Consider the following 15,681-nt stretch of genomic DNA (forward strand, 5'->3'; position numbering starts at 1 on the left):
ATCATAAAATGTGGCGAGGGGAGGTTGCCGGAATGAAAGCTTCGGCTTTCAGTTATGCGCGTGCTTCGAGCGTCGTTGACGCATTGGAGCTGCTTGCCCGGCATGGCGATCAGGCCAAGATCCTTTCCGGTGGTCAAAGCCTTATGCCTGCATTGAATCTGAGGTTGTCGGCTCCGGAATTGCTCGTCGACATCGGCGCCATCGATGAGTTGCGCGGAATCAGCGTTGCGAACGGCGTCCTTAGGATCGGCGCACTGACCCGTCACGTCGATGTCCTGAGGTCCGCTGAGATCGCAAAGCATGCGCCGCTTCTGACCGAAGCCATCGCGCATGTCGCGCATCCCGCGATCCGCAACAAGGGCACATTCGGCGGCAGTCTCGCGCATGCTGATCCTGCATCGGAGCTCCCGGCGTGTGTTCTCGCGCTTGATGCTGTCATTCTTGTCCGCAGCAAGGATAGCGAGCGTCGTATTCAGGCCGCCGACTTTTTCACGGGCATCTATGAGACCTTGCTGGCTCCGGACGAACTGCTCGTTGCCGTTGAAATCCCCGTCGCAAAGCCGAATGCGGTTCATTTCTTCCATGAGTACGCCCGTCGGAAGGGCGATTACGCCATCGTCGGACTGGCGGCGTCTGGAATTCTCGACGGTGACGTGTTGACGGATCTCCGGCTCGGCTACTTTGCGGTGGGCGATAAGCCAATGCTTGCAACGGCGGCGGAGCATCTGACAGGACGGCCGGTCACAGCATCGATGCTGGCTGACGCTCAGGCTGCGCTCGACGCGGAGCTTGATCCGCAGGAAGATCAGCAGGCTTCTGCCGGAATGCGCCGTTATCTCGCGCGCCAGTTGATGGCGCGATGCGTGTCGGTGCTGCTCGAGCGTCCGGATCTCGAAACGAAAGCGCTGGCGTGACGGATCTCGCATCAATTTCCCTGACCGTTAATGGTGAGCGCATTTCCGCGCAGGTGCTGCCACGATTGAACCTGGCTGACTTTCTGCGGGATCATCTGGGTCTCACGGGGACTCATGTCGGATGCGAGCATGGCGTGTGTGGAGCGTGCACGGTTCGCGTCAATGGCGACATCGTGCGTGCGTGCTTACTGCTTGCGGTACAGGTGGAAAACGCGTCCGTGCAGACGATCGAGGGGCTGTCGGACAGTGGGGAAGTCTCCGATTTGCAGGCGGCGTTCCGCGACCGCAATGCCCTTCAATGCGGATACTGCACGCCCGGTATGTTGATGGCCGCGCAGGATATCCTGATCCATGAGCCGCAGGCGGATCGCGAGCAAATTCGCGAGCATCTCTCCGGCAACTACTGCCGCTGCACGGGGTATCATGCGATCATCGACGCCGTGGAAGCGACGGCCCGTGCACGTTCGGAGCAGGCGCGATGAACGACGGCTCCGAGAAGCAAGCCGGCCTGTCGGTCCTGGACCGCCCGAATTCGTACATCGGCAAGACGGTGCCGCGCCCGAATCTCGATCGGCTGATGCAGGGGCGTGGGCAGTATGTCAGCGACATGGTGCTGCCGCGCATGGCGCATGCGGTATTCCTGCGGTCACCCTATGCGCATGCGAAAATCATGAACATCGATGCGACTGCGGCAAAGGCAATGCCCGGCGTTATTGCGGTCGTCACCGGTGCGGAACTGGCGAAGGTCATTACGCCTTGGGTTGGCGTCCTGTCTCATCTCAAAGGTCTCAAATCTGCTCCGCAGCACGCGATCGCGATTGATCGCGCTTGTTGGCAAGGTGAGGCAGTGGCGGCGGTCATCGCGACCAGCCGTGCGCTCGCCGAAGATGCCGCCGAGGCCGTGTTGGTGGATTACGAAGAGCTTGTTCCGGTGACGGATATGCGCACCGCGCTCGATTCCGATACGCCGGTGATTCATGCGGATCTCGGGGACAATCTGGCCTTCGAGCGCAATCTCGATGCCGGAGCCGTGGATCAGGCCTTCAAGGATTCTGATGAAGTAGTGGAGACTGAGTTCGTCTTCGGCCGCCACACTGGCGTGACGCTGGAGCCCCGCGCAGTTCTGGCGGACTGGAATTCCGGCGAGGAGCGCCTGACCGTTTATCTGGGTACGCAGGCGCCCCACATGGTGCAGAACATCGCCGCTCTGCATCTGGGTCTCGATGAGGCGCAGGTTCGCGTAGTGTGCAAGGATGTCGGTGGCTCGTTCGGCATCAAGGTTCACATCTATGCCGACGAAATGGCGACTCTTGCGTTGTCGAAGTTGCTGCGTCGGCCGATCAAATTCGTCGCCGACCGGGTCGAGAGTTTCAACACCGATATTCATGCGCGCGATCACGTCTGCAAGGCGCGCATCGGCGTCAGCAAGGACGGGACCATCAACGCCTTCGAGATCGATGATGTCACCGGCATCGGCCCCTACTCGATGTATCCGCGCACCAGCGCGATCGAGGCCAACCAGGTCGTCAATCTGGTCGGTGGTCCCTACACGACGCGAAATTACCGCGCACGAACCCGCGTGGTTTTCCAGAACAAGAATGTCACCTGCCAGTATCGCGGCGTAGGGCATCCTATTGCCTGCTCGATCACCGAAGGGATGGTCGATCTGGCCGCGCAGCGGATCGGGATGGATCCGATTGAAATCCGCCGCCGCAATCTTATTCGCGATGATGCCTATCCTTGCGGTTCGCCGTCAGGACTCAAATTTGAGGCTCTGTCGCATCACGCGTCGCTCGATAAGCTCGTCGCAATGATGGACTACGACGCGTTGCGCGCCGAGCAGATCGAACTGCGCAAGCAGGGAATCTACCGCGGCATCGGCATCGGAAGCTTTATCGAGGTCACCAATCCCAGCGCGGCATTCTACGGCGTGGGCGGTGCGCGGATTTCGTCGCAGGACGGTGTTGCCGTACGTCTGGACGCCACCGGCCGGGTGATTTGCCAGACCAGCATCACCGAACAGGGGCAGGGATCTGAATCGCTGACCGCGCAGATCGTCGGCAGTGTGCTCGGTGTATCGATGGAACGCGTACGCGTGATTCTGGGTGATACCGACAACACGCCCTATGGTGGCGGCACTTGGGCGTCGCGCGGAGCGGGCATCGGTGGTGAGGCCGCGCTGCAGGCAGCGAAGGTGTTACGCAAGAACATTCTGGATGTCGCAGCGGCCATTCTTCAAGCCAAGCCAGGTGATCTCGATATCGTCGATAACGCCGTAGTTGATGCCGACGGTGGACAGCAACGCATCGAACTGCATGAGCTGGCGCGCATCGTCTACTTCCGGCCAGATACCTTGCCGCCGGGATTCCAGCCCGAGTTGATGGCGACCCGGCATTTCGTGCCACGCGAGTATCCTTTCGCGTTCACTAACGGTGTTCAGGCCTCGTTGCTGGAGGTTGATCCTCAAACAGGCTTTATCAAGCTGCTCAGGCATTGGGTGGTCGAGGACTGTGGCACCATCATCAATCCTCAACTGGTGGATGAGCAAATCCGCGGCGGCGTGGTCCAAGGGCTGGGTGCCGCGCTTTACGAACACTGCATCTACGATGAGCGCGGACAGCTCACCAATGCCAACATGGCGGACTATCTCGTGCCGATGTCGGGTGAGATGCCGGATATCGACGTCGGGCACGTTGTCTCTCCCACGCTTGAGAGTGAACTGGGCGCCAAGGGAGCGGGCGAAGCGGGGACGGCTGCTGCGGCTGCTGTAGTCTCCAACGCCGTCAACGACGCGCTCTCGCCTTTTAATGTCACAATTACTGAAATTCCGCTGACGCCACGAGTTATTCTCGCTGCGCTTGGGCGAATCTGATCGACAACAAGAATATCAACCTCGGAGGAATACATGGCCAAGAAAACGACAGGATCCATCTCTCGCCGCCGCTTGCTGACGACCGCCAGCGCTGGTGCTGTTCTGGCAGCCTCGCCGTTTCGCATCAATCTGCTCCAGGCACAGGAAGCGACCATCAAGGTCGGATTTCCAGTCCCGCTGACCGGTCCGTATGGCACCGAAGCGCAGGATCAGGTGCGTGCAGCGGAAGTCGCTATCGCTGAGTTCAATGAGGCAGGCGGCCTCAATGGCCGGAAGGCCGAGTTGCTCGTGCGCGACGACAAGCTCAATCCGGGCGAGGCGGCGACCCGCACGCTGGAACTGATCGAGAAGGAAAAGGTCAACTTCATCGTTGGCAGTCTGTCTGCGTCGGTGCAGCTCGCGGTGAACAACGTCACCAAGGAACGGAAGATCATCTACAACTCGATCAGCCAGTCCGATGAAATCAACGAGGTCAAGGATTTCAGCAAATATACGTTCCACGAAGCTCTCACGCCGCACCTGACTGCGGGTGCCGTCGGACGTTATGCGTTCCCGAAGTTTGGCAAGAAGGTTGCGTTCCTTACGGCGGACTATGCCTATGGTCATGAAATGGTGCGCGGCTTCCAGGAAGCCGGTAAGGCATTTGGGGTCGAAAGCCTCGTCGATATTCGGCATCCGCTCGGCACTACCGACTTCTCGGCGCTGCTGCCGCGCATCCAGGCGCTGAAGCCGGATATCCTCGTCATCAGCAACTTCGGCCGCGATCAGCAAATCGCGCTTAAGCAGGCCACCGACTTCGGCATGAAGAAGAGTATGAAGATCGTTGCGCCGATCCTGCTTTACACCGGCCGAATTGCTGCCGGTGCGCAGGCATTCGAGGGCGTCATCGGTGGAACCTCGTACTATTGGGGCATCGAGGACAAGGTTGCGTCCGCGAAGGCGTTCAACGATCGTTTCCGAAAGATGCACGGTGGCAAGGTGCCGTCGGATTACGGCGCGCTGGGCTACGCTGGCGTAAAGACATTGCTGATGGGAGCCAAGGCTGCCGGCACCACTGATACCGATAAGGTCATTGAGGCCGTCGAAGCGCTCAAGTACGACTACTATAAGGGCCCTGAGTACTATCGCAAGTGCGACCACCAGGCTGTGCAGTCGGTTCTCATCATCGAATCCAAATCAAAGCCTGAGAAGGGCGATGCCGACGTCTTCAACGTCCTCGCCACTGAGGAGCCGAGCGAAAAGAACCTGCGCACCTGCGAAGCGCTCGGCCACAAGTCCTGAACCATTTGAACTAACGGACGCGCGTCCATCATGGGCGCGCGTCTTCTCTGGAGATATCCATGGCCGGTATGAGTTTCGATCTGATCGCGTTGCAATTGTTCACCGGTCTGGCGCTCGGCGCGATTTACGTGCTGTTCGCCATTGGGCTGTCGCTGATCTTCGGCATGTTGACCGTTGTGAACTTCGCACACGGTGCCTTCTATATGGTCGGCGCATATGTCGGGCTGTTCCTCCTCTCGCTGGGAGGAAACTTCTGGCTTTGCCTCATTGCGGTTCCCTTGATCGTCGGCACCATCGGTCTCGTTGTTGAGCGGTTCCTGATCCGGCCACTGTATGGCCGCGGCATCGACTATCCACTGCTTCTGACATTCGGCCTCAGCTATGTGATGGTCGAACTCATCCGTATTGCGTTCGGCAAGAGCGGCTATCCGTTCGACACGCCTGAGATCCTGCAGGGCGCGGTCAATATCGGCGTCGGATATTTTCCGCTCTATCGCCTGTTCGTTATCGGTATCGCGGCGGCAGTTCTTCTGGGTCTCTGGCTCTTCCTCGAGCGCACGAGCTTCGGCCTGATCATCCGCGCAGGTGCGCGAGATCCCCAGATTGTCCGCGTGCTCGGCGTCAACGTCTCGCAGGTCTGGCTGTTTGTTTTCGGCATCGGCTCCGGGATCGCGGCATTGGCCGGGCTTCTCGCGGCGCCGCTGCAAGGTGTTATCCCTGAAATGGGGGCGACGATACTTGCCGAGGCGTTTGTCGTGACAGTCGTCGGCGGCATGGGCTCGATCGGGGGCGCGGTCATCGCCGGTCTTCTCGTTGGCGTGGTCGTCAGCATGACGTCGCTGTTCGCGCCCGAAATGGCCAAGGTTTCGATCTTTGCCTTGATGGCAGTAGTTCTTCTCGTCCGTCCGCAAGGCTTCTTCGGCCGTGCCGGGCTCATGAGCTGAGGCGAGCAAAACAATGAATGAACTTTCACAGACTCTGAACCAGCCGGGCGTTGCTTCGGCAAGCTGGTTCGATTTCGCCAAGCGTCATCGGGCTATCCTTGCCAGCATTTTCGTGCTGGTGTTTCCCCTGGTGATGCCGTTCACGGCATTGGCCGTGAACATCCTGATTTACGGACTCTACGCGCTCGGGTTCAACCTGTTGTTCGGATATCTCGGGCTGCTGTCGTTCGGGCACGCAGCGCTTTTCGGAACCGGATCCTATCTCTGCGGCATCGCAATCGTGCATTTCGGGTTGCCGTGGTATCTCGCCATCGTGGTCGGAATTATCGGCGGTGCCGTCATGGCGGCGGCGATCGGCGCACTGGCGATCCGCACTCGCGGCATCTATTTCGCCATGGTGACGATGGCGTTGTCGCAATGTGTCTTCTATCTTTTCTATCAGGCAGTCGATTGGACCGGCGGCGAGAACGGCCTGCGCGGAATCAATGTCCGGACCATCGATGTACTTGGGTTGAAGTTCGACTTCATCAATCCGTTGACCCGCTACTATGTCGTCGCTGCGTTCGTCATCATGGCGTTGTTTGTGCTGTCGCGGATTCTGGCGTCGCCGTTTGGTGCCGTCATCGAAGCCATCCGTGAGAACGAAGCGCGGGCGCGGGCCTCCGGATATGATGTGACGCGGACGCGGTTGATCACCTTCATTCTGTCCGGTGCATTCTGCGGCTTGGCCGGCGCGCTGATGGCGCTGCATCTGTCGATCGTTCCGATCGAGATTCTGCATATCGAGACGTCCGGCATGGTGGTGATGATGTCACTGCTGGGAGGAATGGGCACATTCTTCGGCCCGTTCGTCGGCGCGGCTGTTTTCCTGTTGCTCGAGAATCTGGTCTCAATCTGGACGGTCCATTGGCAATTGATTGTCGGTGCGGTGTTCGTGGTTTGCGTGCTGTTCTTCCCGGCCGGAATCTGGGGAACGATCTTGAAGTGGGTCAATAAATGACGTCGGCAGACACATCCTCGCAGGTTATTCTGCGCACCACTGGTGTGAGCAAATCGTTCGGGAAGTTCGTAGCCCTGAACAATATCTCTGCCGAGTTCTCGCGGAATGCGATCACGTCCATTATCGGGCCGAACGGCGCCGGGAAGAGCACCTATTTCAATCTTTTGTCGGGTGCTTTTCCTCCGTCTGCTGGCAAGGTCGAGTTCGAGGGACGTGACGTCACTAATATTGCGCAGCACGAGTTTGCGCATATGGGCATCGCCAAGTCCTTCCAGATTACCAACGTTTTCCCGCTGCTGACGACGCGTGAAAATGTTCGCGTTGGGCTGCAGGCGTTCGTCTCGCGTTACAATATTTGGCGACCGCGGGCCAAGCTCCCCGGACTTGTCGAAAAAGCCGATGCGCTGCTTGCGCAGGTAGGACTTTGGGACAGACGCGAACGGCTGGCGAAAGAACTCGCGCATGGCGAACAGCGCGCGCTCGAAATCGGAATGGCGCTGGCCGCCAGTCCGCGGCTGTTGCTGCTGGACGAACCGACGGCAGGCATGAGCCCGGAAGAGACCCGGGTGATGATGGACCTCATTGTCAAACTGGCCAAGGAGCGCACCGTCATTCTGGTCGAGCACAAGATGAAACTGGTGATGGGTATCAGCGACCGGGTGCTCGTGCTTCATCATGGCGAACTGCTCGCGCAGGGAACGCCGACGGACGTCCGCCAGAACGAACAGGTCAAGCGGGTCTATCTTGGCCAGCGGGAGCACTGAAACGATGTTGCGTGTCGAAAATCTCAACTCCTGGTACGGCGCAAGCCACGTGTTGCAGGACATCGGCCTTGAGGTGAACAAGGGCGAGATCGTCTGCCTGATCGGCCGTAACGGCGCAGGCAAAACCACGACCTTGAAGTCAATCATCGGCCTTTTGGACAAGACCCGCGGGTCGGTGACGTTCAAGGGCAAGGAAGTGCTGGGCCAGCCGGCGCATGTCCGCTTCGGCCTGGGACTGGCCTATGTCCCCGAGGAACGCCGGATCGTGCAGGGACTGAGTGTACGGGAAAACCTGCGGCTCGGCCTCGTTGCGTCGCCCGACAAGAAAGACGAGGTTAGGCGCATCGCTCAGATCGCCGAGATTTTCCCGCGCCTTGCGGAGCGGTTGGATCAGGAAGCCGTCACGATGTCCGGCGGCGAGCAGCAGATGCTTGCGATCGCGCGCGCCATGATCGCCCGGCCGGACCTCATTATGCTCGATGAGCCTTCAGAGGGCATCATGCCGGTGCTCGTCGATGAGATGTTCGAACTGTTCCGGAAGATGAAGTCGGAAGGGACGACCATTCTGCTTGTCGAGCAGAACGTGGAACTGGCGCTCGATATCGCCGATCGTGCCTACGTGCTGGATCAGGGTTCTGTTGTGCATCACGCGACCGCAGTCGCGCTGCTGGCCGACGATGAAATCAAGGAGCGTTACTGCTCGGTCTAGCCAAGGGCTAGCCGACGCATTCGCTCGTCCATTAAATTATCGATCGATAAATAAAATAAGGAAGCACCATCATGAAAGTCGACAGAGCCGCTATCTATGAAGCTGCCAAGAAACTCTCGAACTGGGGCCGCTGGGGCGCGGACGATCAGATCGGAACGCTCAACAACGTCACTCCGGAAGACGTTATCAACGCAGGCAAACTGATCAAGAAGGGGAAGGTCTTCGCGCTCGGCCTGTCGCTGAAGGAGCCGATTCAGTCCGGATTGTTCGGTGGCCGCTGGAATCCGATCCACACCATGCTGGCGACGGGCACCGACGCTGCTGCGGGCAATCAGGACATCCCGTCACCCTATCTGCGCTATGCCGACGACGCGATCAATATGCCATGTCAGGCTTCGACGCAGTGGGACGCTCTCTGTCACATCTTTCTCGATGACAAGATGTACAACGGCTATGACGCCAAGCTCGTCGATGCGCGCGGCGCCAAGAAGCTCGGTATCGAGCATACGCGCGACAAGATGGCAGGTCGCGGGGTCTTGCTCGATATGGCCCGTTTCAAGGGTGTTGAATCGCTCGACGACGGCTATGCGATCACCAACGCGGATCTCGATGCGTGCGCGAAAAAGCAGGGCGTCGAAATTCGCAAGGGCGACTTCGTGATTGTCCGCACCGGCCATCAGGAGCGTTGCCTGAAGAAAAAAGATTGGTCTGGATACGCGGGCGGCGATGCACCGGGCATGGCGTTTGAGACCTGCTACTGGATTCGCGAAAAGGACATCGCTGCGATCTGCACCGATACTTGGGGATGCGAGGTCCGCCCGAACGAGACCAACGAGGCCAATCAGCCTTGGCATTGGGTGGTGATCCCTGCCATCGGGATTTCCATGGGCGAAATCTTCTATCTGAAGGAACTGGCAGAAGATTGTGCGCAGGATAAGGTGTATGAATTCTTCTTCGCCGCGCCGCCGATGCATTTGCCGGGCGCGGCCGGATCGCCGATCAATCCTCAGGCAATCAAGTAATCGCGGAGAAATCTGATGGCAAAGTATCTCAAGCGCAGCCGGGATGCTGCCCAGCGGGCTGAAGACGATTCAAAGGTTCGTACCGCCGTCGAAGGGATTCTTGCGGACATCGAGAAGCGCGGCGATGATGCGGTTCGCGAACTGTCAGTGAAGTTCGACCAGTGGGACCGCAAGGACTACCGGCTGACCGATGCCGAGATCAAGGATTGCGTCGGGCAGCTTTCCAAGCGGAACATCGACGACATCAAGTTCGCGCAGGAGCAAGTGCGCAATTTCGCCCAGCACCAGCGCGACTCGATGAAAGACGTCGAGGTCGAGACGCTGCCGGGCGTCGTCCTCGGTCACAAGAACATTCCGGTCAATTCCGTGGGCTGCTATGTCCCCGGTGGAAAGTATCCGCTGCTGGCGTCTGCCCACATGTCTGTGATCACTGCAAAGGTTGCCGGCGTTTCACGCATCATCACCTGTGCGCCGCCGTTCCAGGGCAAGCCGGCTCCGGCCATTGTCGCCGCGCAGCATCTTGCAGGTGCGGATGTCATCTATTGCCTCGGCGGCATTCAGGCTGTCGGCGCAATGGCGATTGGGACGGCGTCGATCGCACCGGTCGACATGTTGGTCGGTCCGGGCAATGCGTTCGTCGCGGAAGCGAAGCGTCAGCTTTATGGGCGTGTCGGCATCGACTTGTTCGCGGGCCCGACCGAAACGCTGGTGATCGCCGACGACACCGTGGACGGCGAGATCTGCGCGACCGATTTGCTTGGGCAGGCTGAGCACGGACCAAATTCCCCCGCGATCCTGCTCACTAACTCCGAGAAACTCGCACGCGAGACCATGGCGGAAATCGAGCGCCTCCTGAAGATCCTGCCGACCGGAGCTGTCGCAGCCAAGGCGTGGGAAGATTATGGCGAAGTGATCGTCTGCGATTCCGAAGAGGAAATGGTGAAGGAAGCAGATCGCATCGCCTCCGAGCACGTGCAAGTGATGACCCGGGATCCGGATTACTTCCTGAAGAACATGACCAACTATGGCGCGTTGTTCTTGGGAGCGCGCACTAACGTGGCCTACGGCGACAAGGTGATCGGCACCAACCACACCCTGCCGACCAACAAGGCGGCACGTTACACCGGTGGTCTGTGGGTCGGTAAGTTCCTCAAGACCGTGACGTACCAGCGTGTCTTGACGGACGAAGCATCTGCCATGATCGGCGAATATTGCTCGCGCCTCTGCATGCTGGAAGGTTTTGCCGGTCATGCGGAGCAGGCCAATGTTCGCGTCCGGCGTTATGGCGGGCGCAACGTGCCGTATGCGAGCGCCGCCGAATGAGCGGCCTGTCGCTGCCGACAACGCCGACCTTCCAGCTGGATGGCCGGCGTGCGTTGGTCACCGGCGCAGGCCGTGGCATCGGCCTGGCCGCGGTCACGGCGCTGGCGGAAGCGGGTGCACATGTCACGCTGTGCGCACGTACCGCGAGCGAGATCGACGAAGCGGCAGCGGCTCTGCGCAAGAAGGGCTTTTCGGCAGATACACTCGCGCTCGATGTGACGGAGGTGGCGGCCTTCCGCGCGGCGATTGACGCGCGGGAGCCGTTTCATGCTTTCGTCAATAATGCGGGGACCAACCGGCCAAATCCCTTCACTGATGTGCCGGTTGAAGATTTCGACGTCGTGATGAACCTGAACGTGCGCGCTGCCTACTTCGCGGCACAGTCTGTTGCCAGGCGAATGGTCGCGGCCGGCGTGCGTGGCTCGATCATCAACATGTCTTCGCAGATGGGGCATGTCGGCGGCGCCAACCGTTCGCTCTATTGCGCGTCGAAATGGGCGATGGAAGGCTTCTCCAAGGCGATGGCGATTGACCTTGCTCTGCAAGGCATTCGCGTGAACACGTTATGTCCCACCTTCATCGAGACGCCGATGACAAGGCCTTTCTTCGAGAACGCTGCTTTCAAGGAGAGCGTACTCTCGAAGATCAAGCTCGGACGTCTCGGCACGGTCGAGGATTTGATGGGCGCGATCGTCTTCCTCGCCAGCGATGCGTCCGCGCTGATGACAGGCTCCTCGCTTATGATGGACGGCGGATGGACGGCGGACTGATGCCTCGCCCGTCAGCGCTGTGAGCTAAGGCAGTTGTAGCCGCGTTGCGTCGCATATCTGGATCGTCGATGGTTCGGACAGCATACTCCGCAGCGCCTTCACAAATTCGCGCGACGCCGGCACCTGAAAATGAGCTATTAGCGCCTGCCTGTCCGCCCATTGCTCGACGAATACGAAGCGAAGCGGATTTTCGCAGTCGATGTGTACGGCATGCGAAATGCAGCCGGGTTCGGTGCGTGAGCGGTAAACGTGTTCCAGGCTGAGCCTACGAACCTCGTCGAATGTTTCGGATTTGGCCACGGCGTCTCCGGTCACGACAATCATGTGTCTCTCCCCAAGCTGTCCTCACCAAGGCGGCTTTGCCAGCTGATAGATCGCGCGGGCAGACTACCCCATCGGGACGCTCATAGAAGAGCGGCGCGGTGTTGATTTCACCGCGCCGCTAATTCAACTCAAGGTGTCGTAAGATCTTAGGCCTTGGCGACCTCGTGGCTCGCCATTGTCTCCAGCGCTTTCACCATCGCGGAATGGTCCCAGGCTTTGCCGCCTTGGGCCACACAGGAATTGAAGAGCTGCTGGGCCATCGACGTGTTCGGCAACGACAAGCCGAGCGCTCGCGCGCCGTCGAGTGCAAGGTTGAGGTCCTTCTGGTGCAGTTCGATGCGAAAGCCTGGATTGAATGTGCGTTTGATCATTCGCTCGCCATGCAATTCGAGGATGCGCGAGGTGGCAAGTCCGCCCATCAGCGCCTGCCGCACCAATGTCGGATCAGCGCCTGCCTTCGATGCGAACAGCAGGCCTTCGGCGACAGCCTCGATGGTGAGCGCGACGATGATCTGATTGGCGACCTTGGTGGTCTGGCCGTCGCCGTTGCCGCCGATGAGGGTGACGTTCTTGCCCATCTTGTCGAACAATGGCTTGACGGTATCGAATGCACTTTGCGGTCCGCCTACCATGATGGTCAGCGACGCGGCTTTTGCGCCGACCTCGCCGCCGGAGACCGGTGCGTCCAGATAGTCAGCGCCCTTTGCATTGACCTTCTTTGCAAACTCCTTCGTCGCGATCGGCGAGATCGAGCTCATGTCGACAACAATCTTGCCTTTCGAAAGACCTTCCGCTACGCCACCCGCGTTAAAGAGAACGGACTCAACGTCCGGCGTGTCCGGCACCATGATGACCACGACGCTGGCTTTCTCCGCGATCTCCTTGCCGGACTTGCAGGCGATAGCGCCAGCGGCAACGAGGTCTTTCGACGCCGCAGATTTTTCCAGCACAAACAAGCGATGCCCGGCGGCCTGGAGGTGGCCCGCCATCGGCCGTCCCATGATGCCGAGGCCGATGAAACCGATATCGGTCATTTTGATCTCCCCAATCTGATCTTCCAAGTCTTCTTGATTACGCATCGACCGTATGCGGTTCGTACCACCCAAGACCTCCCATGGTGGTGGTCTTCGGCTTGTATTCGCAGCCGATCCAGCCACGATATCCGATCTCGTCGAGATAGCGAAAGAGGAAGGGATAGTTGATTTCACCGGTACCCGGTTCGTTCCGGCCGGGATTATCGGCGAGTTGGATATGCGCGATGCGGTCCAAATGCTTCTTCATAGTCGGTGCGAGATCCCCCTCCATGATTTGCATATGATAGATGTCATACTGGACGAACAGGTTCTCCGAGCCGACCTCTGAAATGATCTGGATTGCCTGCTCCGTTCCGTTGAGGAAGAACCCCGGAATATCGCGTGTGTTGATCGGCTCGATCAGCAGCTTGATTTGCTGCTTTGCAAGCGCCGAGGTGGCGTAACGCAGATTCTCCACGAACGTGGCGTGAAGCTCCGCCGGATCGGCGTCCACCGGCGCTATCCCTGCGAGGCAGTTCACCTGCCGGCAACCCAGCGCCTTGGCGTATTCAATCGCGCGTTTGACGCCGTCGCGGAATTCCGCGACGCGATCGGGAAGGATAGCGATGCCGCGTTCGCCGGCACCCCAGTTTCCGGCAGGCAGGTTGTGCAGCACCTGTGTTAGTCCATGTTGCTGCAACTGTTCGCCCAGCACGGCTTTCTCGAAGTCGTAGGGAAACAGGTATTCCACGCCGGTGAATCCTGCTGCCTTGGCCGCTGCGAAACGGTCAAGAAACGGCAGTTCGTTGAAGAGCATCGTGAGATTGGCTGCGAATTTTGGCACGGAGAATGTCCTTTTCTTGTTTGTCTTGTGGTGGCTGCCGTCAAACGGGCAGCAGCTTGCCGCGAGAAGTCTTCTCCGGATTCGTCGGTGTGTCGTCGAGCGGCAGATCGAGCACGTCTTCGAATTCGACGATATTGTCGATCTCGGTCCCCATTGCGATGTTGGTGACCCGTTCGAGAATGAATTCGACCACCACCGGGACGCGATATTCCGCCATCATCTCACGCGCAGTCGCAAACGCGGCCTGTGCATCTTCCGGGTGCGTGACGCGGATCGCCTTGCAGCCGAGACCCTCGGCGACAGCGACGTGATCGACGCCGTAGACACCGAGTTCCGGCGCGTTGATATTTTCGAACGACAATTGCACGTGATAATCCATCTCGAAGCCACGCTGTGCCTGCCGGATGAGGCCCAGATAGGAATTGTTCACGACGACGTGGATGTAGGGCAGCTTGAACTGCGCGCCGACGGCCAGTTCTTCGATCAGGAACTGGAAATCATAATCGCCTGAAAGTGCGACGATCTCGCGCGTCGGATCGGCGGCGCGGACGCCAAGCGCGGCCGGCAGGGTCCAGCCAAGTGGGCCGGCCTGACCGGCATTGATCCAGTTGCGCGGCTTGTAGACGCCCAGGAATTGCGCGCCGGCAATCTGTGACAAACCGATCACGCTGACGTAACAGGTGTCGCGGCCGAAGGCTTTGCTCATCTCCTCGTAAACGCGCTGCGGCTTGATCGGGACATTGTCGAAGTGACTCTTGCGCAGCATGGTGCGCTTGCGATCCTGAACTGCAGCGGGCCACGCCTGACGCTCCTTCAGCTTGCCAGCTTTGCGCCATTCCTTCGCGACTGCGACAAACAGTTCAAGTGCTGCTTTGGCATCGGAGACGATGCCGAAATCCGGATTGAATACGCGGCCAATCTGGGTTGGCTCGATGTCGACATGCACGAAGGTGCGGCCCTTGGTGTAGGTTTCGACCGATCCGGTGTGGCGATTGGCCCAGCGATTGCCGATGCCGAGTACGAAATCCGACTCCAGCATGGTTGCATTGCCGTAGCGGTGGCTGGTCTGAAGGCCGACCATTCCAGCCATCAGGACATGATCGTCCGGGATTGCGCCCCAGCCCATCAGCGTCGGCACCACGGGAACATTGACGATCTCGGCGAACGCCACGAGAAGGTCGGACGCATCGGCATTGATGACACCACCGCCCGCCACGATCAGCGGGCGCTCGGCAGCATTGAGCATATCGAGTGCCTTCTCGACCTGCCTGCGCGTCGCGGCGGGCTTATAGACCGGCAAAGGCTCGTAGGTCTCGTCGTCGAATTCGATTTCGGCGAGCTGCACATCGAGCGGCAGGTCGATCAGCACCGGACCGGGGCGGCCGGAGCGCATGATGTGGAACGCCTGACTGAAGACACGCGGCACCAGCGCTGGCTCGCGCACGGTGACGGCCCACTTGGTGACGGGCTTTGCGATCGACTCGATGTCAACTGCCTGAAAGTCTTCCTTATACATGCGTGCCCGTGGCGCCTGTCCGGTGATGCACAAGATCGGGATTGAATCGGCGATCGCCGAATAGAGCCCGGTGATCATGTCGGTTCCGGCGGGGCCGGATGTGCCGATGCAGACGCCGATATTGCCTGCCTTGGCGCGGGTGTAGCCCTCGGCCATGTGAGATGCGCCTTCGACGTGGCGCGCGAGGATGTGATTGATCGATCCGCGCTTCTTGAGTGCCGAGTACAGTGGATTGATCGCGGCGCCCGGAACGCCGAACGCACAGACGACACCTTCCTTCTCAAGGATACGCACTGCCGCATCGATTGCCCGCATCTTTGCCATGTCACACCTCGACTGGTTAAGTTCGGATGCAATCATCACGATGATGGCAGATCGTCTCAAT

15 protein-coding genes are annotated in these 15,681 nt (G+C 59.4%); 11 read left to right on the plus strand and 4 right to left on the minus strand.

Translation table 11 applies throughout. From position 1 onward, the window contains the following. Positions 1 to 32: 32 nt before the first annotated feature. The 11 genes from HNQ36_RS22765 to HNQ36_RS22815 all read left to right on the plus strand — a co-directional run bounded on the left by HNQ36_RS22765 (position 33) and on the right by HNQ36_RS22815 (position 11,599). Positions 33 to 914, plus strand: coding sequence for an FAD binding domain-containing protein (locus HNQ36_RS22765; RefSeq protein WP_184089293.1), 882 nt, complete (start codon positions 33 to 35; stop codon positions 912 to 914). Next, a complete protein-coding gene (locus tag HNQ36_RS22770) occupies positions 911 to 1,396 on the plus strand; it encodes a 2Fe-2S iron-sulfur cluster-binding protein (protein ID WP_184089296.1) in 486 nt (161 codons plus the stop codon). Before HNQ36_RS22765 ends, HNQ36_RS22770 begins: the two co-directional genes overlap by 4 nt. Beyond that, complete coding sequence (locus tag HNQ36_RS22775) at positions 1,393 to 3,786, plus strand: xanthine dehydrogenase family protein molybdopterin-binding subunit (protein ID WP_184089299.1); 2,394 nt, start codon at positions 1,393 to 1,395, stop codon at positions 3,784 to 3,786. The genes HNQ36_RS22770 and HNQ36_RS22775 overlap by 4 nt, the downstream gene beginning before the upstream one ends. A gap of 33 nt (positions 3,787 to 3,819) precedes the next feature. Continuing rightward, entirely contained in the window at positions 3,820 to 5,067 is a 1,248-nt protein-coding gene (locus HNQ36_RS22780; protein WP_046827390.1) for an ABC transporter substrate-binding protein, read from the plus strand. Positions 5,068 to 5,135: 68 nt separating this feature from the next. After that, positions 5,136 to 6,011, plus strand: coding sequence for a branched-chain amino acid ABC transporter permease (locus HNQ36_RS22785; protein WP_184089781.1), 876 nt, complete (start codon positions 5,136 to 5,138; stop codon positions 6,009 to 6,011). 13 nt (positions 6,012 to 6,024) lie between these two features. Further along, positions 6,025 to 7,011, plus strand: a complete 987-nt coding sequence (locus HNQ36_RS22790) for a branched-chain amino acid ABC transporter permease (protein ID WP_184089303.1) — start codon at positions 6,025 to 6,027, stop codon at positions 7,009 to 7,011. Further along, positions 7,008 to 7,775: an ABC transporter ATP-binding protein gene (locus tag HNQ36_RS22795; protein WP_184089306.1), complete on the plus strand. Its 768-nt coding sequence runs from the start codon at positions 7,008 to 7,010 to the stop codon at positions 7,773 to 7,775. Before HNQ36_RS22790 ends, HNQ36_RS22795 begins: the two co-directional genes overlap by 4 nt. A 4-nt stretch (positions 7,776 to 7,779) precedes the next feature. Continuing rightward, entirely contained in the window at positions 7,780 to 8,484 is a 705-nt protein-coding gene (locus HNQ36_RS22800; protein ID WP_184089309.1) for an ABC transporter ATP-binding protein, read from the plus strand. Positions 8,485 to 8,555: 71 nt separating this feature from the next. After that, positions 8,556 to 9,506, plus strand: coding sequence for a cyclase family protein (locus HNQ36_RS22805; protein ID WP_184089312.1), 951 nt, complete (start codon positions 8,556 to 8,558; stop codon positions 9,504 to 9,506). 15 nt (positions 9,507 to 9,521) lie between these two features. Beyond that, positions 9,522 to 10,829, plus strand: a complete 1,308-nt coding sequence (hisD, locus tag HNQ36_RS22810) for a histidinol dehydrogenase (RefSeq protein ID WP_184089315.1) — start codon at positions 9,522 to 9,524, stop codon at positions 10,827 to 10,829. Beyond that, positions 10,826 to 11,599 carry an SDR family NAD(P)-dependent oxidoreductase gene (locus HNQ36_RS22815; protein WP_184089318.1) on the plus strand — a complete coding sequence of 258 codons (774 nt, stop codon included), beginning with the start codon at positions 10,826 to 10,828 and terminating at the stop codon, positions 11,597 to 11,599. Before hisD ends, HNQ36_RS22815 begins: the two co-directional genes overlap by 4 nt. 24 nt (positions 11,600 to 11,623) lie before the next feature. Here HNQ36_RS22815 and HNQ36_RS22820 read toward each other — a convergent pair whose 3' ends face one another. The 4 genes from HNQ36_RS22820 to gcl form a co-directional block, all read right to left on the minus strand. After that, a complete protein-coding gene (locus tag HNQ36_RS22820; RefSeq protein ID WP_184089321.1) occupies positions 11,624 to 11,923 on the minus strand; it encodes a putative quinol monooxygenase in 300 nt (99 codons plus the stop codon). A 146-nt stretch (positions 11,924 to 12,069) separates the two neighbouring features. Then, a complete protein-coding gene (locus HNQ36_RS22825) occupies positions 12,070 to 12,957 on the minus strand; it encodes a 2-hydroxy-3-oxopropionate reductase (RefSeq protein ID WP_246395502.1) in 888 nt (295 codons plus the stop codon). A 37-nt stretch (positions 12,958 to 12,994) separates the two neighbouring features. Then, positions 12,995 to 13,780 carry a hydroxypyruvate isomerase gene (hyi, locus tag HNQ36_RS22830; RefSeq protein ID WP_184089327.1) on the minus strand — a complete coding sequence of 262 codons (786 nt, stop codon included), beginning with the start codon at positions 13,778 to 13,780 and terminating at the stop codon, positions 12,995 to 12,997. A gap of 40 nt (positions 13,781 to 13,820) precedes the next feature. Continuing rightward, positions 13,821 to 15,620, minus strand: coding sequence for a glyoxylate carboligase (gcl, locus tag HNQ36_RS22835; protein ID WP_184089330.1), 1,800 nt, complete (start codon positions 15,618 to 15,620; stop codon positions 13,821 to 13,823). Positions 15,621 to 15,681 lie beyond the last annotated feature (61 nt).

The sequence above is a fragment of the Afipia massiliensis genome (assembly GCF_014203115.1).
In the GTDB taxonomy this organism is placed as follows: domain Bacteria; phylum Pseudomonadota; class Alphaproteobacteria; order Rhizobiales; family Xanthobacteraceae; genus Afipia; species Afipia massiliensis.

Excerpts from the sequence above, each read along its gene's own strand:
- HNQ36_RS22800 (WP_184089309.1), top strand. The coding sequence starts at position 7,780 with ATGTTGCGTGTCGAAAATCTCAACTCCTGGTACGGCGCAAGCCACGTG.
- HNQ36_RS22775 (WP_184089299.1), top strand. The coding sequence starts at position 1,393 with ATGAACGACGGCTCCGAGAAGCAAGCCGGCCTGTCGGTCCTGGACCGC.
- HNQ36_RS22790 (WP_184089303.1), top strand. The coding sequence starts at position 6,025 with ATGAATGAACTTTCACAGACTCTGAACCAGCCGGGCGTTGCTTCGGCA.
- HNQ36_RS22765 (WP_184089293.1), top strand. The coding sequence starts at position 33 with ATGAAAGCTTCGGCTTTCAGTTATGCGCGTGCTTCGAGCGTCGTTGAC.
- HNQ36_RS22795 (WP_184089306.1), top strand. The coding sequence starts at position 7,008 with ATGACGTCGGCAGACACATCCTCGCAGGTTATTCTGCGCACCACTGGT.
- HNQ36_RS22785 (WP_184089781.1), top strand. The coding sequence starts at position 5,136 with ATGAGTTTCGATCTGATCGCGTTGCAATTGTTCACCGGTCTGGCGCTC.
- HNQ36_RS22815 (WP_184089318.1), top strand. The coding sequence starts at position 10,826 with ATGAGCGGCCTGTCGCTGCCGACAACGCCGACCTTCCAGCTGGATGGC.
- HNQ36_RS22825 (WP_246395502.1), bottom strand. The coding sequence starts at position 12,957 with ATGACCGATATCGGTTTCATCGGCCTCGGCATCATGGGACGGCCGATG.
- HNQ36_RS22820 (WP_184089321.1), bottom strand. The coding sequence starts at position 11,923 with ATGATTGTCGTGACCGGAGACGCCGTGGCCAAATCCGAAACATTCGAC.
- HNQ36_RS22780 (WP_046827390.1), top strand. The coding sequence starts at position 3,820 with ATGGCCAAGAAAACGACAGGATCCATCTCTCGCCGCCGCTTGCTGACG.
- hisD (WP_184089315.1), top strand. The coding sequence starts at position 9,522 with ATGGCAAAGTATCTCAAGCGCAGCCGGGATGCTGCCCAGCGGGCTGAA.
- HNQ36_RS22805 (WP_184089312.1), top strand. The coding sequence starts at position 8,556 with ATGAAAGTCGACAGAGCCGCTATCTATGAAGCTGCCAAGAAACTCTCG.
- gcl (WP_184089330.1), bottom strand. The coding sequence starts at position 15,620 with ATGGCAAAGATGCGGGCAATCGATGCGGCAGTGCGTATCCTTGAGAAG.